Origin of the sequence: Paraburkholderia agricolaris, from assembly GCF_009455635.1 — a bacterium.
GTDB lineage: Bacteria > Pseudomonadota > Gammaproteobacteria > Burkholderiales > Burkholderiaceae > Paraburkholderia > Paraburkholderia agricolaris.
Window position 1 is genome coordinate 143,869 of sequence record NZ_QPER01000001.1, and the last position, 26,048, is coordinate 169,916.

A 26,048-nucleotide genomic window follows, 5' to 3' on the forward strand; every position below is an offset into this window, starting at 1 on the left:
GCAAACTTGCCGCGCGAAATCTGCGGCGCGGGATTTGCAGCGAACGCGCCTGCGAATCCGGTTTGCCGGGCGCGGCAGCCTGATGGCGCGCGACCCGATCTAGCCGGATATTGAAACATATCTGTCAAGCCGGCGCTGGCGGCGGGGCGAATCCCTTTCGCCGCGCACGGGAAATAACCGTCAAGCTATGGGCAATCAGGCAATTTGCAACAGCAAACCCTTCAGATATTCGCCTTCAGGGAAGGCGGTGAGCAACGGGTGGTCGACTCCCGCGCCGAGGCGCTTGAGAATCCGCGCATCGACGCGTGCATCGGCCGCCGCGCCGGAGACGATTTTCTGGAACAGTTCCGAGTCGATCGCGCCGGAGCAGGAGTAGGTGAACAGCAGGCCGCCCGGGCGCAGCAGCTTCAGGCCGGTCAGGTTGATGTCCTTGTAGGCGCGCGCGGCGCGGTCCACGTGTTCACGCGAAGGCGCGAATTTCGGCGGATCCAGCACGACCAGGTCGAAGCGCTCGCCTTCGTCGTGGAGGCGGCGCAGGGTTTTGAACGCGTCGGCGTCGAGCCAGGTGGCGCGCCCGGCGTCGAAACCGTTGGCGGCCATGTTCTGTTGCGCGATCGCCAGTGCGTCGCCCGACGAATCGATCGATACCACGCGCTTCGCCCCGCCTTTCAATGCCGCCAGTGAGAAGCCACCGGTGTAGCAGAAGCAGTTCAACACGTCGCGATCTTTCGCCAGTTCCTGCACCAGCAAGCGGTTGTCGCGCTGGTCGACGTAGAAGCCGGTTTTGTGGCCGTTGCGCACGTCGACGTGGTAGCGCACGCCGTTTTCGCTCGCAATCAGCGCTTCCGACGGTGCTTCGCCCGCCAGCACGCCGGTAATCTGCTCGAGCCCTTCCTTCTGGCGGATCGATACGTCCGAACGCTCGTAGACATTCGGGCAACCGGTCGCGTCGACCAGCGCGGCGACGATCGCTTCCTTCCATGCTTCGACGCCTGTCGCCATGAACTGGCATACCAACTGGCTGCGCTGGCCTTCGTCCTCAGCGATGTAATGGTCGACGATCAACCCCGGCAGGCCGTCTGCTTCGCCGAAAATCAGCCGGACCGCGCCGGTGTTATGCACCATCGTTTGACGATGCGCGAGCGCGCGCTGCACACGGCGCTTGAAGAACGCGTGATCGATCGGCTCCATCTCGTCGAAGCTCCACACGCGCGCGCGAATCTGCGAATGCGGGCTGTAGGCCGCGCGCGCGAGGAACCGGCCGTCGTGCGCGCGTACCAGCACGGTCGCGCCAGGAGCGGGATTGCCGTCGACGCGATCGATCACGTTGGCATAAACCCACGGATGGCGGCGCAGCAGCGATTTTTCTTTCGACGGTTTGAGCGTAACGGTATTCATCAGGGTGTCAGCAGGAGCAGTAGGCCGCGTGGACAAAGACGCACACGGCAGGTGAAGCAAAGAGGGAGACCGCAAGCCGCAAGTAGCAAACAACAGGCAAAGAGCGGAATCAGTCGCGTTTTTTGGCGCGCGGATGCGCCTGATCGTAGACGTGCGCGAGATGCTGGAAATCGAGCGCGGTGTAGACCTGCGTGGCGGTGATGCTGGCGTGCCCGAGCAGTTCCTGCACGGCCCGCAGATCGCCGCTCGACTGCAGCACGTGCGTGGCGAACGAATGCCGCAACACGTGCGGATGCACGTTGGCCGGAATGCCGGCGACCAGCGCCGCGCGCTTCACACGATCACGCACGACATTGGGCGACAGCCGATTGCCGCGCGCCGATAGAAACAGCGGATGCGGATCGTGTTTGATCATCTGGTCACGCACCGCGAGCCACGCGTTCAAGGCTCCGAGCGCTTTGCTGCCGACCGGCACGATGCGGCGCCGGTTGCCTTTGCCGAGCACTTCGACTTCGGCGGAGTCGAGCTTGAGCCAGCCCGCGGAGCGGTAGCCGTCGGCATCGGCAAAACGGGCGTCGAGGCCGACCAGTTCGGACAGCCGCAGGCCTGACGAGTAGAACAGTTCGAGCATTGCGTGGTCGCGCAAACCTTCGGGCGTCGCGGCGGGCGGGCTTTCCATCAGGCGCGTGGCGTCGTCGACGGAAAGCGCCTTGGGCAGCGACTTGGCCTGCTTCGGCGCGCGCACGGTGGCGACCGGGTTGGCCGGCAGATCGACGCGGCCCGCGAACCAGCGGTAAAACGCGCGCCAGCACGACAGCCGATGGCTGATCGAACGGGCGGTCAGTCCGCCGGCATGAGCCCGCGAAACCGCGCCGCGAATATCGACGGCGGTGAGGCTTTCGAGCGGCCGGCCTTTGGCCAGCAGCTTGAGCTCCTCGAGTTCGTGGGTGTAGCCGCGCAACGTATGCGCCGACAGCCGCCGCTCATGTTCGAGATTCGACAGATAGGCGGCGATCGGGTCGGCGTCGGTCACGATGGCCTTTGCGGGATTGGCGGCTCAGCGCGGCAGCAGGCGGCTCAGCGCCGCGCTCGCCAACGCACCGATCTGCGTCAGGAAATCGGTGGCCATGCCGTCGTGAAAGCGGCGTGCGTCGGCCGAACCCATGACCAGCAGGCCGAAGGTGGGCGCTTCTTCCTTGCCTTCGGGGTCGCGCAGCGCGAGCAGCGCAATCGACTCGGTAGCGTGCGCGGACTCGCCTGTACCTGTACCGTCTGCGGATGCGTCGTCGTTCACCGCCGAGACCGCCGGCGTCAGCCACTGCGCTGCTTCGAAGCCGGTGTTCGCGCCACAGTACGGCGTGGTGAGACTGTTCGCGAAGATGCGCACTTCTTCACCGACATGGCGTGCGAAATCGGCCTGTGCATACGGCTCGGAGACGTCCCATACGCGCAGCGCCGCTTGCGGCACATCGAAAATATCGCGCAAGCCAGTGGAAATCGTGCGCGGCAGCGCGTACGGATCACGCTCGGCCATCACACGGATGGTCCAGCGATTGAATTTCGAGGCAATGCTGTCGTTTTCGTGACCGTAGCGCAGCAACTCGGCCAAACGCCGTTCGAGATGCTTGTTCTTGTCGCGCAGCATTTCCATCTGCCGTTCCTGCAGCGACACCGCGGCTTTGCCGTGTGGGTTCGCAAGCCGGATCGTCGCGAGCATTTCCGCGTGTTCGGCGAAGAATTCGGGGTTGGCGAGCAGATATTCGGCGACTTCGCGATCGTTCATGGTTTCGGCTAAAGGACTACGGGACGACGCCTTCGGGCGGCGCATCGGTCATGAGTTCAGTCGGCCGGTGAAAGAGCCGCTCGGTCCGGCTCTTCATCGGCCTGTTCAGCGGCCCGTTCCAGGCCGCGTGTCGGGTATTGCCTTGGCCGATCGCTCGGCCGTTCAATCAGGTAATGCGTCGGTACTTTGCCGGCGCGGCTCAATCGGCCAGTTCGATCTCGCCTTCGAAAACGGTTGCCGCAGGGCCGGCCATGAACAGCGGCGCGCCTTCTTGCGTGCTATCCCAGCTGATGGTCAGCTTGCCGCCGTGCGTGTGCACCAGCACAGGCGCGTCCAGCAGCCCGCGGCGAATGCCGGCAGCGACGGCAGCGCACGCGCCCGTGCCGCACGCCAGCGTTTCGCCGGCGCCGCGCTCGTAGACGCGCAGCTTGATCTCGCTGCGGCCGACGATCTGCATGAAGCCCGCGTTCACCCGCTGCGGAAAGCGTGCATGCCGCTCGATCACCGGGCCTTCGACGAGCACCGGAAAATCTTCGACGTCGTCGACCACTTGCACCGCGTGCGGATTGCCCATGGACACCACCGAAATCCAGCGCGTCACGCCGTTCACGTCGAGTGGCCAGAGCGTATCGGCGCCCTCGCTGCGGCCTTCGATGCCCTTGGTGGCGAACGGTACGCGCGCCGGTTCGAACACGGGCGCGCCCATATCGACCAGCACTTCGCCGTTTTCCTGCATGGTCAGCAGGAGTGTGCTGTTCTGCACTTGCACACGCACGCTGCGCTTGTCGGTCAGGCCGTTGTCACGTACGAACTTGACGAAGCAGCGCGCGCCGTTGCCGCAGTGCTCGACCTCGCCGCCGTCGCAATTGAAGATGCGATATCTGAAATCGAAGCCTTCCGCGGTGGGCTTTTCGACCAGCAGCAACTGGTCGGCGCCGACGCCGAAATGCCGGTCCGCGAGCGCGCGCACCTGCGCCGGCGTCAGGTTGACCGGTTGGGTGTAGCCGTCGAGCACGACGAAGTCGTTACCCGCGCCGTGCATCTTGGTGAATTTCAGTTTCATCACGCTATTGTAAGTGACGCGCCTGCAGGTGGGCCGCACAGCGCTTTATTTGCCACCTTATTTGTCATTTTATTTCCGTGTTCTGACGCTTTTTGAGAGCCGCTCAGTACACGCTCGGCTCGCCCGGCGGACGGGTCTTGAAGCGCTTGTGCACCCAGTAGTACTGCTCGGGCATCAGCGGGATCTGCTCTTCGAGGAAGGCATTCATGCGGCGCGCGTCGGCGTCGTCGTCGCCGGTGGGGTAGTTTTCCCACGGCTTGAACACCCTCAGCCGATAACCCTTGTAGTTCGGCAGTACCTCGCCGATGAACGGCACCACCTGCGCATGCCCGACCTTCGCCAGACGGCCGACCGCGGTCAGCGTGCAGGCGGGCACGCCGAAAAACGGCACGAACGTGGAATTACGCGCGCCGTAGTCCATATCCGCGCCGAGCATCACCGGTTTGCGGTCGCGCAGCCAGCGCAGCACGATGCGCGCGCTGTCGGCACGGCTCGCCATATCGGCGCCGAAGCGTGCCCGCGCTGCTTTGGCAACTTCTTCGAGCTCGGGGTTCGACATTGGCTGATACAGCGAGCCGCATTGGCGCTTGAGCGAGTAGTTCAGAAAGATCGAACCCGCTTCGATCCCGACGAAGTGAAAGCCGAGGAACAGCGTGGGCGGCAGATCCGGGTCGGTGAGGTCGATTTCGCTGTCGAGCTGGATCAGCTTTTCGAGCTTTTCCGCCGAGCCGAACCATTGCACGCTGCGCTCGACGTAACTGCGGATCGCATGCCGGAAATGCTTCTGGGCGACCTCTTCGCGGCGCGCGCGATCCCATTCGGGGAAGCACAGTTCCAGATTGATATGGACAATGCGCTTGCGCCGGCTCGGGACCTGGTAAAGCAGCCAGCCGAGTCCGTCGCCCAGGCGGGCGACGAAACCATACGGCAACAATGCAAATAATTTCAGCAGCCCGATTGCGAGCTTCGCGCCATAGCGGCTCAGCATGCGGCACCCCGCAACGGGGCGCCTTGCAGGGCAGTCTTCAGGAAAGCGGAAAGATGGACGTAATACCGCACGCGTGGACACTCTGTGACAATCAAAGGAAGTCGCTATAATAAGGGCTTCGCCGAGTTAATAGACAACTTGCGGGGCGAAGCTGGCGGGTGCGATCCATGGGATATGCGTCTGCCGGTAAGGTAATCCGCTAAAGCGTCGCCGCTTCAAGGCTCCCGAAGCTGGCTACGTGAAACTCAACCGTAACCACACAACAGGAGTCTGCAACGTGGCAAACGACTATCTCTTCACCTCCGAATCCGTTTCCGAAGGCCATCCCGACAAAGTCGCGGATCAGATTTCGGACGCCATTCTCGACGCTATCCTGACGCAGGACAAATATTCGCGTGTTGCAGCCGAAACGCTGTGCAACACGGGTCTCGTCGTGCTGGCCGGCGAAATCACCACGACGGCGAACGTCGACTACATCCAGGTCGCGCGCAACACGATCAAGCGCATCGGCTACGACAACACCGACTACGGTATCGACTACCGCGGCTGTGCCGTGCTGGTGGCGTACGACAAGCAATCGCCGGACATCGCCCAGGGCGTGGACCGCGCGCACGACAACAACCTCGATCAAGGCGCTGGCGACCAGGGCCTGATGTTCGGTTACGCGTGCGAAGAAACGCCGGAACTGATGCCGCTGCCGATCCATCTGTCGCATCGTCTGGTGGAGCGTCAGGCGAATCTGCGCCGCGACGGCCGTCTGCCCTGGCTGCGTCCGGATGCGAAGTCGCAGGTCACCGTGCGCTATGTCGACGGCAAGCCGCATGCGATCGACACCGTGGTGCTGTCCACGCAGCATTCGCCGGATATCGATCTGGCCACGCTGCGCGAAGCCGTGATCGAAGAAGTCATCAAGCCGACGCTGCCGGCTGATCTGATCAAGGGCGACATCAAGTTCCTGGTGAACCCGACTGGCCGGTTCGTGATCGGCGGCCCGCAAGGCGATTGCGGTCTGACGGGCCGCAAGATCATCGTCGATACGTACGGCGGTGCTGCGCCGCACGGCGGCGGCGCGTTCTCGGGCAAGGATCCGTCGAAGGTCGACCGTTCGGCGGCGTATGCAGGCCGTTATGTCGCGAAGAACATCGTGGCGGCCGGTTTGGCGTCGCGCTGCCTGATCCAGGTGTCGTACGCAATCGGCGTGGCTCAGCCGACGTCGGTGATGGTCAATACCTTCGGCACGGGCCGCGTGTCGGATGCAACGATCACGAAGCTTGTGCAGGAGCATTTCGACCTGCGTCCGAAGGGCATCATCCAGATGCTCGACCTGCTGCGCCCGATCTACGAGAAGAGCGCGGCTTATGGTCACTTCGGCCGCGAAGAGCCGGAATTCACGTGGGAAGCCACGGACAAGGCTTTGGCGCTGGCTGAAGCAGCCGGTACCGAACCGGTCGCCGCGCTCGCCTGATAAGCACAAGAGCGATCCGCTTCAGTAAAAAACCCCGCCGGCGCAAGCCGTGCGGGGTTTTTTTTATTGCATCTTCAGCGGCTCATTCGGCCTTGATTCGGCCTTGATTCACCGGCTCGCAAACGCGAACGCAAACCAGCCGGAACTGCCGCTCGTCGACATGCGGCGCGGTCGGCGGCTCGTGTTTTGCGGCGCTGCGACCGGTGCGCGGCGCGGCGCGGCGAGGCGCAGCGGCGTCGGTTTGCGCAGCAGCGTGCGCAGCGAGAAGCGCCGCGAACCGCCTTGCAGGCGCAACGCCGAGAAGAACGTATGGAACCACGTGCGAATGCCGTCGACTGCTTTGGCTTCACGCCATTGTTCGCCTAAAGCGCGAGTCCGGGTGGCATGGTGACGCAGCGCGCGCACCACATGGCGGCGTGCGGGACGCGCCGCTTTCAACGCGGCGCGGGTAAGACGGGTGCTCAGAAGAGTATGCATGGCTTCACAAGTAGGCAACGTGTCGCGCGAAAGAGCGTACGCCAGAAAGAGCACCAAATGTGCCAATGGCGGTGTCGCGATGAACGGCGCGAAAGCCTGGAATTCGGGGGAAAAGGGCACGGATGACGGCGGAGCCGGTCAGAACGGCGCTTGCGCGCCGCGAAAGTGCGGGAGTAGCGATCAACATACGTGCAGGCTACACGTGATTCGTGACGTCAGAAAGTCGGTTTTTACCCTGCGAATGCGGGTTTTTACGGGTAAGAGCAATGTGCGCGCTGACAGGGTCGCGCCCCGTTGCGGTCGGTTTTCGTGCATGCCTGCCCTGACAGGGTGCCGTGCAAACCGCCAGTGCGCGTGAAAGTAGTGCGTAAGGCATGCCCGAAACTCTGGCTTTTCGAAAGGCGAAACAGCGCGCAGTCCGATCGCGCCCGTTTTACAATCGAGCATCAGCCAGTCGAAAGTAACGGAACACCATGTCACTTCATTCGAAGAAAGAGCAGATTCAAACGTTGCGGGAGCAAGGATTTGTCGTTGTGCCTGGATTGGTGTCGCCGGAGCGCTGTGGCGAACTGAAGCAGATTGCGGAGCGACAATTGCAGGAAGCGGCGGTGCCGATCGAATTCGAGGCGGATCTTCGCTATCCGGGCGCACCGGAATCAAAACATGCGCCGGGCGGCCATACGGTTCGCCGGCTGCTGGATGCGTACGGGCGCCATCCGCAATTTGCGCAATGGGCAACCGCGCCGGAAATTCGCGGCTGGATGGAGTTGTACTTCGGTGAGGAGCCGCGCTTATCGCGGGCGCATCACAATTGCATGATGACCAAGCATCCGGCCTATGGCAGCTTGACCGGCTGGCATCGTGACGTGCGGTACTGGTCGTTCGAGCGTGACGATCTAGTGTCGGTGTGGCTCGCGGTCGGGTCGGAGACGGTCGATAACGGCGCATTGTGGCTGGTGCCGAAGTCGCATAGCGTCGCGTTCACGTCCGAGCGCTTCGACGAAGCCAAGTTTTTCCGCTCCGATCTGGAGGAGAATCAGGCGTTGATTCGCACCGCGGTTTCGCCCGAACTCAAGGCCGGAGACGTGGTGTTCTTCCATTGCAACACGCTGCACTCGGCTGGCAAGAACATCAGCGATCAGGTGAAGTTCTCTTTGGTGTTTACCTATCACGGGGCGAGCAATGTGCCGCTTCCGGGGTCCCGTTCGGCGGCCAAGCCTGAAATTGCCTTTTAGGTTTCTTGCCCTGCGCGGCGCGGAGGTTCGCTGATTCCGCACCGCGCAGGCAATTAACGCTTTACCGCTTGCGGCCCGAAACAGCCACGCCGGTCAGGCCGGCGATGGTAGCGATAACGCCCCCCACAATCAGCATGATCGCCTTATTGGTCGGCGACCCGGTAAACACGCGAGACACCTCGCTGCTGACCGAATTGAATGCCTGCCCGCCGAAATACAACAACACGACACCGCCGACTATCAGCGCGATTGAAATCGCCTTCACCATGAACCCGCCCCTATCGATAAACTTTGACCGGCCAAAGTGTAGGGGAGCCGCAAGCCGTCGTCCATCTCGCATAGTGGGTGTGTGCAGGCTGCACGGCGATTGGCTACCATAGCGCTCTGGCTTCACCCATATCAGAACATAAAACCCGCACGCCTCTCGCAGTACGTGATGATTTCCTCACGCCCGTGATCGCCGGGCGACCTCAACATCAAGGACACTAGCAATGGCTTACGAAGCAGCTTCAGAACGCTATTCGGACATGCAATACCGCGTCTGCGGCAAGTCGGGTCTCAAACTGCCGGCGCTGTCGCTGGGCTTGTGGCACAACTTCGGCGATACCACGCCGATCTCCACGCAGCGCGATATCCTGCGCACGGCCTTCGACCTGGGTATCACGCACTTCGATCTTGCCAACAACTATGGCCCCCCGTACGGAAGCGCCGAAACCAATTTCGGCCGGCTCTTCAAAGACGACTTCAAGCCGTATCGCGATGAACTTCTGATCTCGTCGAAAGCGGGCTGGGACATGTGGCCGGGTCCGTACGGCCAGGGCGGCGGCTCGCGCAAATATGTGCTGGCGAGTCTCGATCAAAGCCTGCAGCGCATGGGTCTCGACTACGTCGATATCTTCTATTCGCATCGTTTCGATGCCGATACGCCGCTCGAGGAAACCGCCGGTGCATTGGCGAGCGCGGTGCAGCAGGGCAAGGCGCTGTACATCGGTATTTCGTCATACTCGGCAACCAAGACGCTCGAAATGGCAAAGCTGCTTGCCGAGTACAAGGTGCCGCTGCTGATCCATCAGCCGGCGTACAACATGCTCAACCGCTGGATCGAACGCGAGCTGCTGGACACGCTCGAGAAAGTCGGTGCGGGCGCTATCGCGTTCACGCCGCTCGCGCAGGGCTTGCTCACGGGCAAGTATCTGAACGGCGTGCCCGAAGACGCGCGCGTCAACAAGCCGGGCGGCGGCTCGTTGAAGCAGGAGCATCTGAGCCCGCAAAATATCGAGCACGTGCGCAAGCTCAACGACATCGCGCAGCGTCGCGGACAAAGCCTCGCGCAGATGGCGCTTGCCTGGGCGCTGCGCGATCCGCGCGTGACGTCCGTGCTGATCGGTGCAAGCCGCGCGGAGCAGGTGCGCGAGAACGTCGGTGCGTTGAAGAATCTCGCGTTCTCGAAGGACGAGTTGGCGGAGATCGATCGCTACGCGACTGAGGGCGGCATTAACCTGTGGGAAAAGCCGTCGACGGATCAGGCGATCTGATCGCACAGTGTCCGATGTCGTAGAAACAGAAAAGCCGCCTATCAGGCGGCTTTTTTTTGTCGATACGCTCAAGCACACGCGTTTCCCGCGCAGTGGCCGAAACGACTGCGTTCAGTCGACCGAACCGTCGGCGAAGCGTAGAGGCCGTCTTCGCCGGTCCGCGCTAAACCAGCGCAGGCAAGCCCTCAACCAGCACGACCGCGAACACCACGCCGAGCAGCGCGCCTAGCACCCGCAGCGCGTTGTGACGCAACTCCGTTTTGCAAGGAAGCGCGCCGACAAATAACGCGCCGGCAAGCGCCATCGGAATGACCAGGATGAAATCGCCAATCGTGAAGTAGGTCGTCATACCCGTCTCCTTATTTAGTACTGGCGCGGGCAGTGGCTCTATTTGCTGGAGTCATGGCACTGCCAACGCTCGATTTGAGTATAGGTGACGGTTAGATCAACATAACAACGCTTGCGGCGCTGCAACGCAGTTTTCGCAGGCTGCAGAACCCAGCGCGGCAAGGGGTGGCACGATTGGCGCGGCGCAGCAAAAACGCCGCAAAAAATGAAGTATTTGCTTACACGAACCTTACTTTTTAAGCCGATTCGATGCACACCGGATGGCTTTCGCATGGCTCGGGTCTACTTCACGCAAGCTCTTTAAGCGTGGTTCCATGCTGCGTCCGGGTCGGTTTTTCATAGGGGCGATCAGCAGCGCTTTCTCACGCGGCGGTTCGTTCGCGTTGACGCAAACGCGTGGCGGCAACGATGCCGATAACGAGCAGCGCTCCCACCAATCCAGCGACACCGTTCCAGCCATAACCGGTCCACACATGGCCGCCATAAGAGCCGACGACGCTCGAACCGATGTAGTACGCAAGCAGATATAGCGCCGCTGCTTGCCCCTTCGCTTCCTTCGCGAGACGTCCGACCCAGCCACTCGCCACCGAATGTCCGGCGAAGAAACCGAACGTCACGCAGGCGATCCCGATTGCAATCGCCGTGATCGGATGGAGCATGGTGAGGGCGAGTCCGAACGCCATCAGCAGCAAACTGGCGGTCAGCACGCGCGCCCGGCCGAACATGTCGGCCATGCGTCCCGACCACGGCGAGGCCACCACGCCCGTCAGATACACGACGAAAATCGCGCCGATCTCCGTCTGACTCAACAGATAGGGCGGTGCGAGCAGCCGGTAGCCGATGTAGTTGTACAGCGTGACGAAGCTGCCCATCAGCACAAAGCCGAGCAGAAACAGCAGAGGCAGACCAGGCCGCGTGAATTGCTTGAGCAGGGCGGTGCGATGATGAGCAAAGCCGAGCCCACGACGCGGCACAAAATGGCGCGACGGCGGCAGCAGCGCGCGAAACGCGAGCATGGAGAGAATGCCGAGCACGCCAATCGTGCCGATCGCCACGCGCCACGAAAACAGATCCGCGACAACGCCGGTAATCACGCGCCCGGCCATCCCGCCGATCGCGGTGCCGCCGACGTACAGCCCCATTGCAAGACCGAGTCCGTCGGGGTGCACTTCTTCTGCGAGGTAGGCCATCGCAACGGCGGGCACGCCGCCGAGCGCGAGGCCTTCGAGCGCGCGCAACACGAGCAGTTGATGCCAATGCGGTGCGATCGACACAGCAATCGTCAATAGCGCGGACAGCGTGAGCGACGCGGTCATCAGCTTGTGACGGCTCCAGCCTTCCGAAACGAAACCGGCCACGAATATCGCGAGCGCGAGCGCGGCTGTGGTCAGCGAGAGCGAGAGACTGCTCTGTGCCGGCGTCACGCCGAATGCGCTCGAGAACGCGGGCAGCAAGGGTTGCACGCAATACAGCAGCGAGAAGGTGGCGTAACCGGCGAACAGCAGCGCGATGCTGGCGCGCCAATAGGCACGCGTGCCGCGTTCGAGATAAGGCGTGTTGGAGGGCTCAGGCACGGCGGTGGAGCTGGAAGAAGCAGATGAAACAGGAACAGCCGAAGTAGCAGTCCGGTTGAATTCCGGCGATGCGGTCACGAAACAATCTCCTCGGGGAACGCAAAGTACACAAAGGAGTTAAGGATACGCTGAAAAAGCTGTGCGGGTGTGCGCCGTGCGACGACCCTGCACGTGAATATTCGCGCTTCGCGATGACGACATCAGTGACGGCATGATTTTGAAATATCGCCCCGGCAGGGTTTATGATGGCCTCATTACGACGCGTGACACCCAGAGCATCGGTCCGGCGCGCCGTAATGGGAATAGGGCGAAACGACGGGTAAACAGCCTCGAGTTCGCGCTTTCCATGGCCCCGCAAAACGGGAACAATGACTCAAACCTCTCACGCGTCTTACGCGCAGCAGATTGGGTGCGTACGCAACGTTATTGGCGAAGCGGCGCTTTTATCATCACCTTGACCGGCGAGGAAACCATAAAGCCGGCTATGGGAGAAACGGGGAAACATCATGCAAATCGGTTCCATTGTCCGATCGGTGCATATCGCCGTGCCGCAAGGCGCACGCGGGATCGTCATGCGCATTCTCGGCGACATGGCAATGGTGGCCTGGTATGCCGGCGAGCCCGGCACGTCAGAGCATCTGAATACTGAACCCTTTTTCCTCGAAGACTTGATCGATACGGGCGAGCAGGTGCGTCCGGCGAGCGCGCAGGTGCATTGAGACTGGTTGGTTTGAGTTCGATTCATATCGTTGCCATGCCGTAGTCATGTCGTTGCAGCAGGCAGTCAACCGCAAGGTGCGCCGACACCCTCGTCTTTGACGGCGGCGCGGCGCACAATGCGGAGATGAACGACGACAATCTCGACTCGCAGGACGGCGCCGATAGCGCCGTCCCTTTCGCCCGGCTCAAGCCGGAAATCGTGCTCGACGCGCTCGACAGCGTGCTCAGCAGCGTCGGTGTGTACACCGACGGCCGCATGCTCCCGCTCAACAGCTACGAAAACCGCGTGTACCAGGTGGGCGTGGAAGACGGTCCGCCGGTGGTCGCCAAGTTCTATCGTCCCGAGCGTTGGACTGACGCCGCCATTCTCGAAGAGCACGCTTTTGTCGCCGATCTCGCCGCGCGCGAGATTCCGGCGGTGCCCGCGCGTGTTTTCGAAGGCCGTACGTTGCATACCTTCGACGGTTTCCGGTTCTCGATCTTCGAACGCCGTGGCGGCCGCGCGCCCGATCTGGACCGGCGCGACACGCTCGAGTGGTTAGGGCGTTTTATCGGCCGCATTCATGCGGTCGGGCAGACACAGAACTACACTGAACGTCCCACGCTCGACATCAACACGTTCGGCTACGAGCCGCGCGATTTCCTGCTGTCGCACCGCTTCGTGCCTGACGATGTGCGGCCCGCTTGGGAAACCGTGGTGAATCTCGCGCTTGAAGGCGTTGAACGCGCCTTCGAACGTGCTGGCGATATTCGCATGTTGCGAATGCACGGCGATTGTCATCCGAGCAATGTATTGTGGACCGACGCGGGCCCGCATTTCGTCGACTTCGACGACAGCCGCATGGGTCCGGCGGTGCAGGATTTGTGGCTGCTGCTGCCGGGTGAACGTGTCGAGGCTTCGCGGGCGTTGGCGGATCTGCTCGCCGGCTACGAAGACTTCTGCGATTTTGAGCCGCGCGAACTCTATCTTGTCGAAGCATTGCGCACGCTGCGGCTGATTCATTATCAGGCGTGGCTCGCGCGCCGCTGGGACGACCCGGCCTTTCCGGCGGCGTTTCCGTGGTTCAACACGCAGCGGTATTGGGAAGACCGCATTCTCGAACTGCGCGAGCAGCTCGGCGCGATGCAGGAAGGGCCGCTCTGGCCGGTTTGAGCGTTGGCGTTTCTACGGCGCCTGTGACGCCACGCTCGACGATTCCACTAGCGTCGATTTGACGATCACTTCGGCGCGCACGTCGCGCCCGATTGCTTCGATCGCGGGGCGCATCTTCGCGAAGTCGTCGGGCGTGCAGACGTCGCTGTCGAAATGCGTGGTGCCGTCGCGCGCCATCGTCACCACGTTGCTCAGCGGATCGAACGTGTACTGCGATTGAAAATCGACGTAGCGGTCTTGAGTTCGTTTTGCTTCCGGCATGTCGAGCACGTGGAAATTCGCCGGCAATTCAATGCGCGCGCGTTCATGCAACGCCAGGTTATGACAGACGAACGGCTGGGTGCGCTGCCGTTCGCCAAGCCAGTAGCGCGTATCCGCGTCCAGGCCGCCGGCCAGACTCGTCAGCGCCGGAATCGATGCCGCCGCGCCCGGCACCACGAGACTTTCGAGCGTGCCTTTCATCGTGATCGTCAACGGGCCGTCGGCTACGCTGAGATCGTTGGTGGTCAGCGTAGCCGTGCCGCGCAGGTTCGCGCTGCGCAGTTCCGCCTGGATCGATTCCTCACGTTGCGCGGGCGTCTGCGCGCGCAACATCGCGCGTGCCTGTTCGGCGGTGGCGCCCGATGCCTCCAGCCGGTACGTGAAGCTTGCCGAGCCATCGGGCTCGACCTTGATCGACAGGTCGGTGCTGCGCGTTGTCAATTCGGTGGCCGGCGTTTGCGCAACGACTCCCTGATTGACGAGGACGGTAGGCCGGTTCATATCGGACCACGGCAGAAAACCGAATTCGACATTCGACGCCGTCGAGTCGGCGTATTGCTGCAGATCGGGCAGCCATGTGATGGCGTGATTAATGACGCCGTAGCCCGGCACGCTGGGCAGCGTATAGATCGAACCGCTGCTGATCAGCGCCGGCTCGTTGTGAACGCCGACTGCGTCGAGCAGCGCGCCGTATAACGCCACATGATCCTTGCAGTCGCCATAGCGGTTCGCGAGGATCGCGCTTGCGCTGTGCGGCACCACTGAACCGCGTCCGACATAGATCGCCACGTAGCGGACGTTGCGGCGCACCCAGTCGTACAGTGTCTTGGCTTTGTCGCGCGGGGTGTGGTCGTGCGCGGTGAGGTTTTGCGCGAGACGCGTGACGGTGACGTCGGCCGTGGTTGGGTCGGCGGAGGACGCCTTGTAGCTGGCGGCGAACGTGGCGTAGTCCGGAAAGGTCGAGACCATCAACCGGTCGCCATACGATACGTACGCGATCGAGCCGCGCTCGAGCCGGCTGAAATGCGCCTTGTCGTAACGATATTCGTAGCGTGTACGGCCCTCGCGCGTGACCGGCTGCAGAACCGTGAAGCCACGCGCATCGGCATAAAGCGGCTTGTTGGCGGGCAGGTCGTAGATGAGGCGGAAGTTCCGCGTCGGCACGAGATCGGGCGGCGTGAAGTCGCTGAACTCGCCTGGCACGAGTGGCTGCTTCTGCGTTTTGCGATAGGTGAGGTGCACGCGCGCGCCGGGTTCGACGGCGGGGAACACGATCACCTTTTCCTGGATGTCCTGAAACATCGGCGCATTGAATGAACGCGCTTCCTGCACGTCGCGAATCTGGTCGGGTTGCACGTCGTGACGCACGCCGTCGGCGGTGATCGTGTACGCCTCGAGGATCTGCACGTCGGCCATATTCCGGTTGAACCAGACGTACTGCTGCGCCACCCGCGCGACACCTGCTTCGCTGTTCACGCGCAGCGTCATCGAATCGAGCTTGGAGAAGGAGCCGTCGGCGTTGACCGTGAAGGTCTGCGTTTCGCCCTCGTTGGTGTAGGGATCGTCCAGCCTGGCAGTGATGCTCGCGTTCGCGGCGTGAGCGCACGCAAGCCAGCCGAGAGACGCAAGATAGACCCAGGAGACGAGGCGCATGGCAGGCAGGTATCCGGACGGTGACGGGATCGCTGCCTAGAGTCGGGTTGCGAGGCCCGGATGTCAAGCGGATGCCGCGCATTGCGATTGAGCAAATGCTCCAATTATGTAATGATATCCATTCTCAATTGAAAGGCGTCGCCAGCTTTCTGTCACATTTCTCCTCCTCTGTGACTGCCAGCCAGCCTCTCAGCCGGACGACCTGGACCGCAAGCCGGGTTTGTCCGGCCCCTCCTTTCAAACTTTTCTTTACCGCTGATGTGAGTGAGCGCCTTGTCGTTGCGCGTCGCCGTCGGTGAGGGTTTAACTTGCTGCGCCTGGAGCCTGGATGTGAACGCGCCTGATTCGATCGATATGAAACCTGCTGTTGGCGGGGGCACGCAATACACGGCTCATAAGCCGGAGCGGGGTCATCATCTGATGGACGATGCCGAGCAGGCGGCGCGGCGTCAGCGTTCGCGGCGGGCGAATTTCATCAAGTGGTTGCGCAAGGTGCACGGCTGGGTGGGTTTGTGGGGTGCGGTGTTGGGGTTGTTGTTTGGGGCTACGGGTTTTTTGCTGAACCATCGGGCGGGGCCGTTGAAGGTGTCGTCGGGTGAGCCGCAGGTTGAGGAGATGCAGATTCCTGTGCCGCAGAAAAAGCTGGGTTCGCCGATGGAGATGGCGAAGTGGCTCAAGGGCGAGTTGAAAATCGACGGTAAGCCGGGGCGGATGAAGCGTGAGCCGGCGCATCCGGTGGCGTGGGGCGATCGCAGCACGATGCAGCCCGAGTTCTGGCAGGTCGGGATTTTTGGGCCTACTCAGAATGTGCAGGCCGAGTATTGGGTGGGGAATGGGTTTGTTGCGGTGAAACGTACGCAGAACTCGTTTCTCACTACGATGAATAATTTGCACCGTGGCGTGGGGTTGAGTGTTGGGTGGGTTTTGTTGATCGACACGATCGCGGGTGGGATGATTTTGCTTTCTTTGACTGGCGTTTTGTTGTGGACTGAATTGAATAAGCGGCGTGTTGTGGGGGTGGTGTTGGTGGGTGGGTCGGTGGTTGCTGCTGTGGTTTGCGGATTGCTATAAGGGTTGTTTTTTTGCCTGTTCGGCGGTTTTGTTTGGTTGTGCTTGTGTGGTTTTTGGCCTTTCCTTGAATTGTTAGTGGTCTATTAGCGTTGCCCCTGTGCGGGGCGGCACCTACTTCTCTTTGCCGCCGCAAAGAGAAGTAGGCAAGAGAAAGCGGCTCAAACCGCTAATTCTTAAGCGGGTCCCCCGCACAGTAGCGGTAGTGGTGCATCTGGAATCCGTCGCCTCGCGCATTCGGCGCTCGTGACAAGGCAGTCATACCTCCGGCGGTGCTATGCGCGCCGATACCCGGTTCCAAAAAACCATCAGTTATGCAAAGCGTCGGCCAGGTTTACCAAGCAGACCCGTCCGCGACGCACGTAGTGCGGAGTGGGAGCTGATGAGCGCTTTGTCGCTAACGCGGAGTGTGCGGGAACACAGATTCCAGATGCACCACTACCCCCTCCAAGCCAGGGGACCCGCTTAAGAATTAGCGGTTTGAGCCGCTTTCTTTTGCCTACTTTTCTTTGCGGCAGGCCGGTGTGTGTCAAGGTAGTTGTCGCGTGAACCGTTACGCTGCCTGCCTGTACATTTGGGCCGAGGCCGAGGTTCGTTCCGGATTCAGATAGACCGCGTCTGCCAGATGCCAGTTCCGGATAGCTCCTGACCAGCGCGCCGGGTTTCGCATGCGTGCGCTCCGGTACAGCGCTCGCCGTCGGGCCAGCAGGTCACTGGCTTCGCCCCGGTGACGTTGGCCCGGGCTGACATACTTCAGACCGCTGTGACAGTGCTCTTCGTTGTACCACTGCACGAAGCGCTGCACCCATTGCCGAGCCGCCTCCAGCGTGTCGAACGGCTGCTCTGGCCACAACGGACAGTACTTCGCCGTTCGGAACAGCGATTCGGCAAAAGCGTTGTCGTTGCTCACACGCGGCCGGCTGAACGAAGGCTGCACACCCAGATCGATCATCGCCGCGCGCATGGTGGCGCCTTTCATTGCACTGCCGTTATCAGAGTGCAGCACCAGCGGACGCCCGGCGACGCCTTCACGCAGACACCCCTTGGCCAGCAGCACGCTCGCGTGCTCGGCCGACTCCTGCTCCCAGACCTCGTTCATCACCAGCTTGCGGCTGTAGATGTCCTTCATCATGTACCAGTAGAAGTACCGGCCCCTTACCGTGGTCGGCATCCAGGTGATATCCCAGCACCACACCTGATTCGGACCATCGGCACAATGCGTCGTGAGCGTGCGTCGTTGCGGGGCACGCGCGCGGCCCCGGCGCTGGCCCTGTCCTGCCGCTTTCAGCACCCGGTAGAACGTCGATTCGGAAGCCAGATAAACCCCCTCATCGGCCAGTTTCGGCACGATCTGGTGCGGCGTCAGGCTCGCGTAGCCCGGGCGGTTGGCCGCATCGAGTACGGCCTGCCGCTCGGCTTCACTCAGCCTGTTGGGCGGCGCTGCACGCTTCACCTGAGTGCGCCCGTCATGCGGCAACAGGCGCCAGCGCTGGACACTGCGTATGCTGAGCCCCAACTGCTCGCATGCTCGCGAGCGGCATGCCCCTTGCCGTACGGCTTCATCGATCAACTGCATGGCTTCATCGCGATCCGGGCTGCTGATCAGTCTTCCTCTTCCTTGCCCCAGATCGCGTCGGCTTTTTTTCGCAGGTTCAGCAACGCCGCCGCCTCCGCACGGGCCGCATCGCTGCGCTTGAGCTGGCGCTCCAGTTCACGGATGCGCTTCTGGTGAGCCTTCACTTCCTTGCGCTGGGCAGCCGTGAGTTTCGCCTCCGGCACGTTGGCCTGCTCGCACGCCTGACGCCACTGCCGGATCTGCTCCGGATAAATGCCCTTGCTACGGCAGTATTCTGAGGTCTCCACCTCGTTCAGCGATGCCGTCTCCAGCACCACCCTGAACTTGTCGGCGCTCGACCATTGATCGCTTGTCTTGCCATTGCCCGGCATGAATCCCCCAGCCTGTCTCGCGCTCTGCCGCCAGGCACGCAGTGTCACCGTCGTGATGCCCGTCGCCCCTGCCAGCTCGATGACCGCACGATTGAACGGCGGCATCATCTGTTTGACTACCCATTCCCGCGTCTCTGCTGAATAGCGTCTCATATTCCATTCGCTGTCCGCCCTCCATCTTTACATCAATCGTTCGAGTGAGGCGACAACTAGCCTGACATGGAGGGCGGCAAAGAAAAGTAGGTGCCGCCCCGCACAGGGGCAACGCTAATAGACCACTAACACAACAAGGAAAGGCCAAAGAGCCAGACCAACAACAAAACCGCTTAACAGGCCAAAACCTTAAACACTACAAGCAGCACCCCCCGAAGCCGCTATCTCCCGCGCGGCCTTAGCGCCCTCAACCTGCAATAAAGTCGGCAACGAAACCCCATTCTTGGCCGCTGTGACTTCGGCAAGAATAGAAACCGCAATTTCAGGCGGCGTCCGGCTGCCGATATAAATCCCCACCGGCCCATGCAACCGGGCCAACTCAGCCTCATTCAGATCGAACTCTTTCAGCCGCTCGCGCCGCGCCTGATTGTTCCTTCTCGACCCCAAAGCCCCCACATAAAAAGCCGGCGTCTTCAACGCTTCCATCAAAGCAAGATCATCCAGCTTCGGATCATGCGTCAACGCAATCATCGCACACCGCTCATCGAGCTTCATCTCGATCACCGTATCATCCGGCATCGTCCGCACGATCTTCGTGCCGGGAATATTCCACTCCTCGGTGTACTCCTCGCGTGGATCGCACACGGTGACCTGATAGTCGAGCCCAACCGCGATATTGCACAGATAGCGCGACAACTGCCCCGCGCCGATCACCAGCATCCGGTACCGCGGGCCGTGAATCGTCAACAGACGCTCACCGTCGAAATGCACGCCGTCCGTTGCCTGCGCCGCATCGAGCCGCACCGCGCCCGTCACCATGTCGACTTCGCGTGCCACCAGACGGCCGTCCTCCACCGCATCGCACAGCTCGGCAATCCCGCTTTGCGGCGTCAAAGGCTCCAGCACCAATTGGATCGTTCCTCCGCATGGCAAGCCGAAGCGATGCGCTTCCTCAGCCGTGATGCCGTACTTCACCGCCTCCGGGCGGGTCTGCTCAATACCCCTTTGCCGCACGCGGTCGATCAGGTCGTCTTCGATACAGCCGCCCGATACCGATCCCACCACAAGTCCGTCGTCTCGCACCGCGAGCATCGCGCCCTCAGGACGCGGCGACGAGCCCCACGTTTTCACCACCGTTACCAGTAGCGCGCGATGTCCTTCCTCCAGCCAACGGGCGCTGGACTTCAGAACTTCGAGATCCACGCTTTCCATGATTTCTTCCCTTTTGTTTCGTCGCCGCCAGACTCAGTGTCCGCAGCCTCGTTCGATTCCGTATTCTGCGCCGTCGTGTCAGCAACTGCAGGGTCGCCGTCTTCCGGAGTCGTTGCGCTATCCGTGTCGCCGCCGACCTGCGCGCCGAAGCGCTTGAAAAATTCGCCCGCGATTTTACGCGCCGCGCCGTCGACCAGCCTGGAACCGATCTGCGCGAGCTTGCCGCCGACCTGAGCCGTTGCCGTGTAGGTGAGCTTCGTGGCGTCATCGCCTTCGGATTCGAGCGTGACATGCGCATTGCCTTTGCCGAAGCCCGCCGCGCCACCCTGGCCTTCGAAAACGATGGTGTAAGTGTTCGGCGCCTCGATGTCGGTCAGCAGCATACGCCCTTTGAAGCGAGCCTTCACCGGACCGACCGATGCGCTCATCACCACCGCGTACGCATTGTCGCCATCGGGGTCGATGCTCTCGCAGCCGGGAATGCAAGCGCGCAGGATTTCAGTGTCGTTCAGCGCATCCCAGGCGCGCTGCTGGGAAACCGGCAGCGTATGGGTTTCACTCAATTCCATGGCGTTGCTCCTGCAATTGTCGTGGCGGATACGGCGAAACGAGCCACACGTGGCGCTCGCGTGAGTTGCGAGAGATCGCGGCCGAACGCCGTCAGACTGTCCAGGTTATGGACGGAACGATGTGCGTCGACGTACGGCAGGATCGCCTGCACGCCGCGCGCTTTCGGTGAGAAACCGCTGAACCGCAACAGCGGATTGAGCCACACGATACGGTGTGCGAAGCGGCGCAGGCGGGCCATCTCGGCGTCGAGCACGTCGATCGCTTCGTGGTCGAGGCCATCGGTGACGAGCAGCACGGTGGCTCGGCCAGTCAACACGCGGCGAGCCCAGCGCCGGTTGAATTCGGCGAGCGCGGCGCCGATCCGTGTGCCGCCCGACCAGTCGACCACCTGATCGGTGAGCGTCGCGATTGCCACGTCGGGATCGCGTTCGCGCAGCGCGCGCGTCGCATTGGTCAGGCGCGTGCCGAAGAGGAACACCTGCAGGCGCTCACGCGATTGCAGCAGCGCGTGGCAGAAGTACAGCACCGCGCGCGAGTAGTTGCTCATCGATCCGGAGATATCGAGCAGCAGGACCAGCGGCGGTTTGCGTTCCACCACCGCGCGATATTTCCACACCGTCCAGTCGCCCCCCGCGCGCACCGCGTGCCAGGCGCTCGCGCGCAAGTCCGCGTGAGTGCCGTGCGAGGCGGCTTTCAGACGGCGCGTCGGTTCGGTGGCGAGCGGCAGACGCTGGCCACGGATCAGGTGACGCAAGGTGCGCCATTCGTCTGCGGAAAGCGTGTCGAAATCGCGATGACGCAGCCGCTCTTCGGCACTGAAGGTGACGTGCGCGTGCAGTTCGTGCTGTTCGGTTTCCTGCGGCGGGGGGCGGTGCGGTGAGGGTGGCGTGCGCACGGCCAGTGCATCGGCGAGGCGGTTGTTGCGTTTGGGCGGCGGCAGACCATCGCGGACTTTGGGCAGCAGCAGCGCGCGCAGCTTGCCTTCCCAATCCGGATCGCGCCAGAACAGATCGAAAGCGGCGTTGAAGAGGTCGCGTTCGTCCGGCGCACGGACCAATAGCGTGGCGAGCGCGGCACGGACATCGTCGCGCCGGCCGAGGTCGATCCAGTGCAACGCGGCAAGAGCATCGACGGCCTGGGCCGGTGACATCGGCAAACCCGCACTGCGCAGCACGCGCACAAAGTGCACGACGTTGCGCGCCAAGGTGGGCGTATCGAGCGGCGCGGGTGGCGTGGCCGGCGATCCGGCGGAGGCGGTCATCGCCGCTACCCTGGCGTCGCGAGACATTGCGCGATCTGCGCGGCATCCACGCGCGCCAGATCGTCCTGATACTTGAGTAGCACCCCCAGGGTGTTCTGCACCGATTGCGGGTCGAGTTCCGTCACTGACAGTGCTTCCAATGCACGGCACCAGTCGATCGTTTCGGCGATGCCGGGCGCCTTGAACAGATCCATGCCACGCAGCCGGTGCACGAAATCGACGGCACGCCGTTGCAATTCCGCCGACGTCTGCGGTGCACGCGCGGCGACGATTTCAAGTTCACGGTCGCGCTCGGGATAGCCGATCCATTGATACAGGCAACGGCGCTTCAAGGCGTCGTGCACTTCGCGTGTCCGGTTCGACGTCATTACGACAAGCGGCCGCTGCGCCGCGCGCACCGTGCCGTACTCGGGAATCGATATCTGGAAGTCCGAAAGCAGTTCCAGCAGGAAGGCTTCGAACGGCTCGTCGGCACGGTCGATTTCGTCGATCAGCAGCACGCGCCGCGCGCCCGGGTGATTTTCGTCGGGCATCAGTGCTTGCAGCAGGGGCCGCTTCAGCAGGAATTCGCTGCGATACAGCGTGTCGTTGCCGGGCCGCTCACCGGCGGCTTCGGCGAGACGTAGCGCCATGATCTGGCGCGGATAGTCCCACTCGTACAACGCGCTGGCGGTGTCGAGGCCTTCGTAGCATTGCAGCCGCAGCATCGAGGTGCCGAGCATCCCCGCCGCGGCTTTGGCGAGTTCGGTCTTGCCGACACCCGGCTCACCTTCGACGAACAGCGGCCGTTCCATGCGCAGCGCGAGATACAACGCGGTCGCGAGTTCACGGCTCGCGAAGTAATTCTGGGCGGCGAGCTGCGCGAGGGTGTCGTCGATTGAAGCCGGTTGCATGATGTTCCTGAGTCTGCAGGGTGAAACGCGGCTAACGCGCCATGCCGGGGCACGCCACGTTAGTCGCTGACCAGAAGGATCGCTAACCGTTTGCCTTCGTCACCGCGCGCGCGGCCAGCACCGGAATCAGATGCGCGCGATATTCGGCGCTCGCGTGCATGTCGGTGTTCAGGTCGGCGTCGGAGACGCTCACCGCTCGCGCGGCGTCGGGTGTGAAATTCGCCGATAGCGCGCTTTCCAGTTCCGGCACGCGAAATACCGAAGCCGCTGCGCCCGTTACCGCGACCCGCACACCGCTCGCGAACTTGGCGACGAATACACCGACCAACGCAAAATGCGAAGCTGGATTGCGGAATTTCTCGTAGGCCGCGCGTTCGGGCACGGGAAACTCAACGGCGACGATCAACTCATCGGGCGCCAATGCGGTCTCATACATGCCGACGAAGAAGTCGCTCGATGAAATCCTTCGCCGATCGGTGATGATGGTTGCATCCAGGGCCATCGCCGCCGCCGGATAGCAGGCGGCCGGATCGTTGTTGGCGAGCGAACCACCGATCGTGCCAAGCGCGCGCACCTGACGATCGCCGATGTGTCCAGCGAGGTCTGCTAGCGCCGGCAGTCCGCGCCGAAGCTCGGCGTGATCCGCGACATCCGCGTGGCAGACGGCTGCGCCGACAGTCACCTTGCCGGCATCGACGCTGATCGATTTAAGTGCCGGAATCCGCGTCACGTCGATCAGTTGCGAGGGCTGCGCGAGACGCAGGCGCATGGTCGGCAACAGGCTTTGCCCGCCAGCGAGAAACTTTGCGTCGCTGTCGGCGTTCATGGCTGCAACGGCCGCTTTCGGATCCGTCGCGCGTTGATACTCGAATGAATACATGTCGAATGCTCCGCTCAGGATCTTAGTGGGGTTGCTTGGCAGCGTGAATCGCGGACCACACGCGATGCGGTGTGGCCGGCATTTGCAGGTCGGTCACGCCGAGCGGCGCGAGGGCGTCGAGGATCGCGTTGATCACCGCCGGCGGCGAGCCGATTGCGCCTGCCTCGCCGCAGCCTTTCACACCGAGCGGATTGTGCGTGCATGGCGTGCCCTTCGCGGTTTCGACGGTGAAGTTCGGCAGATCGGACGCGTGCGGCATCGCGTAGTCCATGTAGGAACCGGACAGCAACTGGCCGCTCTCGTTGTCGTACACGCAGCGCTCCAGCATCGCCTGGCCGATGCCTTGGGCGAGGCCGCCGTGCACCTGGCCTTCGACAATCATCGGATTGATCACGTTGCCGAAATCGTCGACCGCGGTGAACTGCTGAATGCGGCATACGCCGGTCTGCGGATCGACCTCGATTTCGCAGACGTAGGAACCCGCCGGATACGTGAAGTTGCTCGGATCGTAGAACGCGCACTCGTCGAGACCCGGTTCGAGTACGTCGAGCGGATAGTTGTGCGGCACGTAGGCGGCGAGCGAAATCTCGGCGAATGCCTTGGTCCGATCGGTGCCCGCGACGCGGAACACGCCGTCCTTGAACTCGATATCTTCCGCTGCGGCTTCCAGCAAATGCGCGGCAATCTTCTTCGCCTTGATTTCGATCTTGTCGAGCGCCTTCATGATCGCCGAGCCGCCGACCGCGATCGAGCGCGAGCCGTAGGTGCCCATGCCGAACGGAATGCGCCCGGTGTCGCCGTGCACGATCTCGACGCTTTCCAGTGCAATGCCGAGCCGGTCCGCGACCACTTGCGCGAAGGTCGTCTCATGCCCCTGGCCGTGACTGTGGGAGCCGGTGAAGACGGTGACCGAACCCGTCGGATGCACGCGAATCTGGCCGACCTCGAATAGCCCGGCGCGTGCGCCGAGTGCCCCGGCGATGTTCGACGGCGCCAGCCCGCAGGCTTCGATGTAGCACGAGTAACCGAGGCCACGCAGCTTGCCGTTCTTTTCGGATTCCTGCTTGCGCGCCGGGAAGCCTTTCACGTCCGCGAGTTCGAGGGCACGGTTCAGCGTGGCGTCGTAGTCGCCGGTATCGTAGGTGAGGCCGACCGGCGTCGCGTACGGAAATGAACGGATGAAGTTGCGGCGGCGGATTTCCGCGGGATCGAGCTTCATCTCGCGTGCTGCGGTTTCGACCAGACGCTCGACCACGTACGTCGCTTCCGGACGGCCTGCGCCGCGGTAGGCGTCGACTGGAACGGTGTTGGTGAAAACCGCTTTCACCTCGGCGTAGATGGCGGGCGTGGTGTACTGCCCGGCGAGCAGCGTGGCGTACAGGATGGTCGGCACGCTCGACGCGAAGGTCGACAGATACGCGCCCATGTTGGCGGTCGTATGAATGCGCATGCCGAGGAACTTGCCGTCGGCGTCCATCGCCAGTTCGGCTTTGGTCACGTGATCGCGGCCGTGCGCGTCGGAGACGAACGCTTCCGAGCGCTCCGCTGTCCATTTGATCGGACGGCGAATCTTCTTCGATGCCCACGTTAGCGCGACATCTTCGGCGTAGAGGAAAATCTTCGATCCGAAGCCGCCGCCGACATCCGGCGCGATGATACGCAGTTTCGATTCCGGCAACGACAGCACGAAAGCGGCCATCAACAGGCGTTCCACGTGCGGATTCTGGTTCGCGACGTAGACCGTGTAGCTGTCGTCCTGCGCCGAGTAGCTGGCGTTGACCGCGCGCGGCTCGATCGCATTCGGGATCAGGCGGTTATTGACGATGTCGAGTGTGGTGACGTGCGCGGCTTTGGCGAAGGCGGCGTCGGTCGCGGCTTTGTCGCCGTGACCCCAGTTGTAGCAGACGTTATCCGGCACTTCGTCGTGAACCGCGGCCTGGCCCGGATCGGCTGCGTGCGCGGTGTCGACTACCGCCGGCAGCACGTCGTAATCGACCTCGATCAGTTCGGCGGCGTCTTTCGCGGCCTTGATCGAATCGGCGACGACGAGCGCGACCTGGTCGCCGACGTGGCGCGCTTTCGTATGCGCAATGATCGGATGCGGCGGCTCGTTCATCGGCTTGCCGTCGGTGCTGTGGATCAGCCAGCCGCACGGCAGTCCGCCGACGTTGTCCGCGGCCATATCCGCGCCCGTGAAGATCGCGACGACGCCGGGTGACTGTTTGGCGGCGGTGAGGTCGATGCTATTGATTTTTGCGTGTGCGTGCGGCGAGCGCAGGAACACCGCGTAGGTTTGCTGCGGCAGGACGATGTCGTCGGTGTACTGACCGTTGCCGGTGAGGAACCGATAGTCTTCCTTACGTTCGACGGAGGTGCCGATGAAATGGGTGTCGGGTGCGTTCATCGTCGTC

23 protein-coding genes are annotated in these 26,048 nt (G+C 62.4%); 6 read left to right on the top strand and 17 right to left on the bottom strand.

Features of this window, described 5'->3' with window-relative positions:
• Positions 1 to 195 precede the first annotated feature (195 nt).
• The 5 genes from GH665_RS00610 to GH665_RS00630 all read right to left on the bottom strand — a co-directional run bounded on the left by GH665_RS00610 (position 196) and on the right by GH665_RS00630 (position 5,232).
• The gene (locus GH665_RS00610; RefSeq protein ID WP_153134253.1) at positions 196 to 1,398 is read right to left on the bottom strand and encodes a class I SAM-dependent rRNA methyltransferase; all 1,203 of its coding nucleotides are present in this window, start codon (positions 1,396 to 1,398) and stop codon (positions 196 to 198) included.
• A 109-nt stretch (positions 1,399 to 1,507) separates the two neighbouring features.
• Positions 1,508 to 2,431 carry a tyrosine recombinase XerC gene (xerC, locus tag GH665_RS00615; RefSeq protein ID WP_153134254.1) on the bottom strand — a complete coding sequence of 308 codons (924 nt, stop codon included), beginning with the start codon at positions 2,429 to 2,431 and terminating at the stop codon, positions 1,508 to 1,510.
• Positions 2,432 to 2,455: 24 nt separating this feature from the next.
• The gene (locus tag GH665_RS00620) at positions 2,456 to 3,181 is read right to left on the bottom strand and encodes a DUF484 family protein (RefSeq protein ID WP_153134255.1); all 726 of its coding nucleotides are present in this window, start codon (positions 3,179 to 3,181) and stop codon (positions 2,456 to 2,458) included.
• Positions 3,182 to 3,380: 199 nt separating this feature from the next.
• On the bottom strand, positions 3,381 to 4,244 hold the full coding sequence (gene dapF / locus GH665_RS00625; protein ID WP_153134256.1) for a diaminopimelate epimerase: 864 nt from the start codon (positions 4,242 to 4,244) through the stop codon (positions 3,381 to 3,383).
• A gap of 103 nt (positions 4,245 to 4,347) precedes the next feature.
• A complete protein-coding gene (locus GH665_RS00630) occupies positions 4,348 to 5,232 on the bottom strand; it encodes a lipid A biosynthesis lauroyl acyltransferase (RefSeq protein ID WP_153134257.1) in 885 nt (294 codons plus the stop codon).
• 277 nt (positions 5,233 to 5,509) lie between these two features.
• Between GH665_RS00630 and metK the strand changes: the two genes are divergently transcribed.
• Complete coding sequence (gene metK, locus GH665_RS00635; protein ID WP_115781589.1) at positions 5,510 to 6,697, top strand: methionine adenosyltransferase; 1,188 nt, start codon at positions 5,510 to 5,512, stop codon at positions 6,695 to 6,697.
• Positions 6,698 to 6,805: 108 nt separating this feature from the next.
• On the opposite strand, the gene GH665_RS00640 is transcribed toward metK, so the two are convergent.
• Positions 6,806 to 7,174 carry a hypothetical protein gene (locus tag GH665_RS00640; protein WP_153134258.1) on the bottom strand — a complete coding sequence of 123 codons (369 nt, stop codon included), beginning with the start codon at positions 7,172 to 7,174 and terminating at the stop codon, positions 6,806 to 6,808.
• Between the two features lie 473 nt (positions 7,175 to 7,647).
• Here GH665_RS00640 and GH665_RS00645 point away from each other — a divergent pair, with 473 nt between their 5' ends.
• A complete protein-coding gene (locus GH665_RS00645) occupies positions 7,648 to 8,409 on the top strand; it encodes a phytanoyl-CoA dioxygenase family protein (protein ID WP_153134259.1) in 762 nt (253 codons plus the stop codon).
• 61 nt (positions 8,410 to 8,470) lie between these two features.
• Here the strand turns inward: GH665_RS00645 and GH665_RS00650 are convergent, their stop codons facing one another.
• Positions 8,471 to 8,677, bottom strand: coding sequence for a DUF3185 family protein (locus tag GH665_RS00650; RefSeq protein WP_028197747.1), 207 nt, complete (start codon positions 8,675 to 8,677; stop codon positions 8,471 to 8,473).
• 223 nt (positions 8,678 to 8,900) lie between these two features.
• Here GH665_RS00650 and mgrA point away from each other — a divergent pair, with 223 nt between their 5' ends.
• Complete coding sequence (gene mgrA / locus GH665_RS00655; protein ID WP_153134260.1) at positions 8,901 to 9,944, top strand: L-glyceraldehyde 3-phosphate reductase; 1,044 nt, start codon at positions 8,901 to 8,903, stop codon at positions 9,942 to 9,944.
• Between the two features lie 163 nt (positions 9,945 to 10,107).
• Here mgrA and GH665_RS00660 read toward each other — a convergent pair whose 3' ends face one another.
• Both GH665_RS00660 and GH665_RS00665 read right to left on the bottom strand, forming a co-directional pair.
• Complete coding sequence (locus GH665_RS00660) at positions 10,108 to 10,293, bottom strand: hypothetical protein (RefSeq protein ID WP_006050504.1); 186 nt, start codon at positions 10,291 to 10,293, stop codon at positions 10,108 to 10,110.
• 361 nt (positions 10,294 to 10,654) lie between these two features.
• Positions 10,655 to 11,944 (bottom strand): MFS transporter, encoded by a 1,290-nt coding sequence (locus tag GH665_RS00665; protein WP_153134261.1) that lies wholly within the window; start codon positions 11,942 to 11,944, stop codon positions 10,655 to 10,657.
• Between the two features lie 428 nt (positions 11,945 to 12,372).
• Here GH665_RS00665 and GH665_RS00670 point away from each other — a divergent pair, with 428 nt between their 5' ends.
• Positions 12,373 to 12,585, top strand: coding sequence for a hypothetical protein (locus tag GH665_RS00670; RefSeq protein WP_028197750.1), 213 nt, complete (start codon positions 12,373 to 12,375; stop codon positions 12,583 to 12,585).
• 125 nt (positions 12,586 to 12,710) lie between these two features.
• A complete protein-coding gene (locus GH665_RS00675) occupies positions 12,711 to 13,739 on the top strand; it encodes a serine/threonine protein kinase (RefSeq protein WP_028197751.1) in 1,029 nt (342 codons plus the stop codon).
• A 12-nt stretch (positions 13,740 to 13,751) separates the two neighbouring features.
• Here the strand turns inward: GH665_RS00675 and GH665_RS00680 are convergent, their stop codons facing one another.
• Complete coding sequence (locus tag GH665_RS00680) at positions 13,752 to 15,653, bottom strand: DUF3857 domain-containing transglutaminase family protein (RefSeq protein WP_153134262.1); 1,902 nt, start codon at positions 15,651 to 15,653, stop codon at positions 13,752 to 13,754.
• 330 nt (positions 15,654 to 15,983) lie between these two features.
• Between GH665_RS00680 and GH665_RS00685 the strand changes: the two genes are divergently transcribed.
• Positions 15,984 to 16,724 carry a PepSY-associated TM helix domain-containing protein gene (locus tag GH665_RS00685; protein WP_153134263.1) on the top strand — a complete coding sequence of 247 codons (741 nt, stop codon included), beginning with the start codon at positions 15,984 to 15,986 and terminating at the stop codon, positions 16,722 to 16,724.
• Between the two features lie 550 nt (positions 16,725 to 17,274).
• Here GH665_RS00685 and GH665_RS00690 read toward each other — a convergent pair.
• From GH665_RS00690 to GH665_RS00720, 7 genes are all read right to left on the bottom strand, one after another.
• Positions 17,275 to 18,821, bottom strand: a protein-coding gene (locus GH665_RS00690) for an IS3 family transposase (protein WP_408279059.1) whose coding sequence is annotated in 2 segments (ribosomal slippage) — positions 17,275 to 18,356 and positions 18,356 to 18,821 — 1,548 coding nt in all. Because the reading frame shifts where the segments join, the coding sequence is not laid out codon by codon here.
• A 189-nt stretch (positions 18,822 to 19,010) separates the two neighbouring features.
• On the bottom strand, positions 19,011 to 20,033 hold the full coding sequence (locus GH665_RS00695; protein ID WP_153134264.1) for an XdhC family protein: 1,023 nt from the start codon (positions 20,031 to 20,033) through the stop codon (positions 19,011 to 19,013).
• Positions 20,006 to 20,602: an SRPBCC family protein gene (locus GH665_RS00700; protein WP_153134265.1), complete on the bottom strand. Its 597-nt coding sequence runs from the start codon at positions 20,600 to 20,602 to the stop codon at positions 20,006 to 20,008. Before GH665_RS00700 ends, GH665_RS00695 begins: the two co-directional genes overlap by 28 nt.
• The gene (locus GH665_RS00705; RefSeq protein WP_153134266.1) at positions 20,593 to 21,864 is read right to left on the bottom strand and encodes a vWA domain-containing protein; all 1,272 of its coding nucleotides are present in this window, start codon (positions 21,862 to 21,864) and stop codon (positions 20,593 to 20,595) included. Before GH665_RS00705 ends, GH665_RS00700 begins: the two co-directional genes overlap by 10 nt.
• Before the next feature lie 5 nt (positions 21,865 to 21,869).
• Entirely contained in the window at positions 21,870 to 22,757 is an 888-nt protein-coding gene (locus GH665_RS00710) for an AAA family ATPase (protein WP_153134267.1), read from the bottom strand.
• Between the two features lie 82 nt (positions 22,758 to 22,839).
• Positions 22,840 to 23,637, bottom strand: coding sequence for an FAD binding domain-containing protein (locus GH665_RS00715; RefSeq protein ID WP_153134268.1), 798 nt, complete (start codon positions 23,635 to 23,637; stop codon positions 22,840 to 22,842).
• A gap of 22 nt (positions 23,638 to 23,659) precedes the next feature.
• Entirely contained in the window at positions 23,660 to 26,041 is a 2,382-nt protein-coding gene (locus tag GH665_RS00720) for a xanthine dehydrogenase family protein molybdopterin-binding subunit (protein ID WP_153134269.1), read from the bottom strand.
• Positions 26,042 to 26,048: the final 7 nt, after the last annotated feature.

Coding starts and splice junctions, on each gene's coding strand:
- GH665_RS00610 (WP_153134253.1), bottom strand. CDS start 1,398: ATGAATACCGTTACGCTCAAACCGTCGAAAGAAAAATCGCTGCTGCGC.
- GH665_RS00620 (WP_153134255.1), bottom strand. CDS start 3,181: ATGAACGATCGCGAAGTCGCCGAATATCTGCTCGCCAACCCCGAATTC.
- dapF (WP_153134256.1), bottom strand. CDS start 4,244: ATGAAACTGAAATTCACCAAGATGCACGGCGCGGGTAACGACTTCGTC.
- GH665_RS00630 (WP_153134257.1), bottom strand. CDS start 5,232: ATGCTGAGCCGCTATGGCGCGAAGCTCGCAATCGGGCTGCTGAAATTA.
- GH665_RS00640 (WP_153134258.1), bottom strand. CDS start 7,174: ATGCATACTCTTCTGAGCACCCGTCTTACCCGCGCCGCGTTGAAAGCG.
- GH665_RS00645 (WP_153134259.1), top strand. CDS start 7,648: ATGTCACTTCATTCGAAGAAAGAGCAGATTCAAACGTTGCGGGAGCAA.
- GH665_RS00650 (WP_028197747.1), bottom strand. CDS start 8,677: ATGGTGAAGGCGATTTCAATCGCGCTGATAGTCGGCGGTGTCGTGTTG.
- mgrA (WP_153134260.1), top strand. CDS start 8,901: ATGGCTTACGAAGCAGCTTCAGAACGCTATTCGGACATGCAATACCGC.
- GH665_RS00660 (WP_006050504.1), bottom strand. CDS start 10,293: ATGACGACCTACTTCACGATTGGCGATTTCATCCTGGTCATTCCGATG.
- GH665_RS00670 (WP_028197750.1), top strand. CDS start 12,373: ATGCAAATCGGTTCCATTGTCCGATCGGTGCATATCGCCGTGCCGCAA.
- GH665_RS00675 (WP_028197751.1), top strand. CDS start 12,711: ATGAACGACGACAATCTCGACTCGCAGGACGGCGCCGATAGCGCCGTC.
- GH665_RS00680 (WP_153134262.1), bottom strand. CDS start 15,653: ATGCGCCTCGTCTCCTGGGTCTATCTTGCGTCTCTCGGCTGGCTTGCG.
- GH665_RS00695 (WP_153134264.1), bottom strand. CDS start 20,033: ATGGAAAGCGTGGATCTCGAAGTTCTGAAGTCCAGCGCCCGTTGGCTG.
- GH665_RS00700 (WP_153134265.1), bottom strand. CDS start 20,602: ATGGAATTGAGTGAAACCCATACGCTGCCGGTTTCCCAGCAGCGCGCC.
- GH665_RS00705 (WP_153134266.1), bottom strand. CDS start 21,864: ATGACCGCCTCCGCCGGATCGCCGGCCACGCCACCCGCGCCGCTCGAT.
- GH665_RS00710 (WP_153134267.1), bottom strand. CDS start 22,757: ATGCAACCGGCTTCAATCGACGACACCCTCGCGCAGCTCGCCGCCCAG.
- GH665_RS00715 (WP_153134268.1), bottom strand. CDS start 23,637: ATGTATTCATTCGAGTATCAACGCGCGACGGATCCGAAAGCGGCCGTT.
- GH665_RS00720 (WP_153134269.1), bottom strand. CDS start 26,041: ATGAACGCACCCGACACCCATTTCATCGGCACCTCCGTCGAACGTAAG.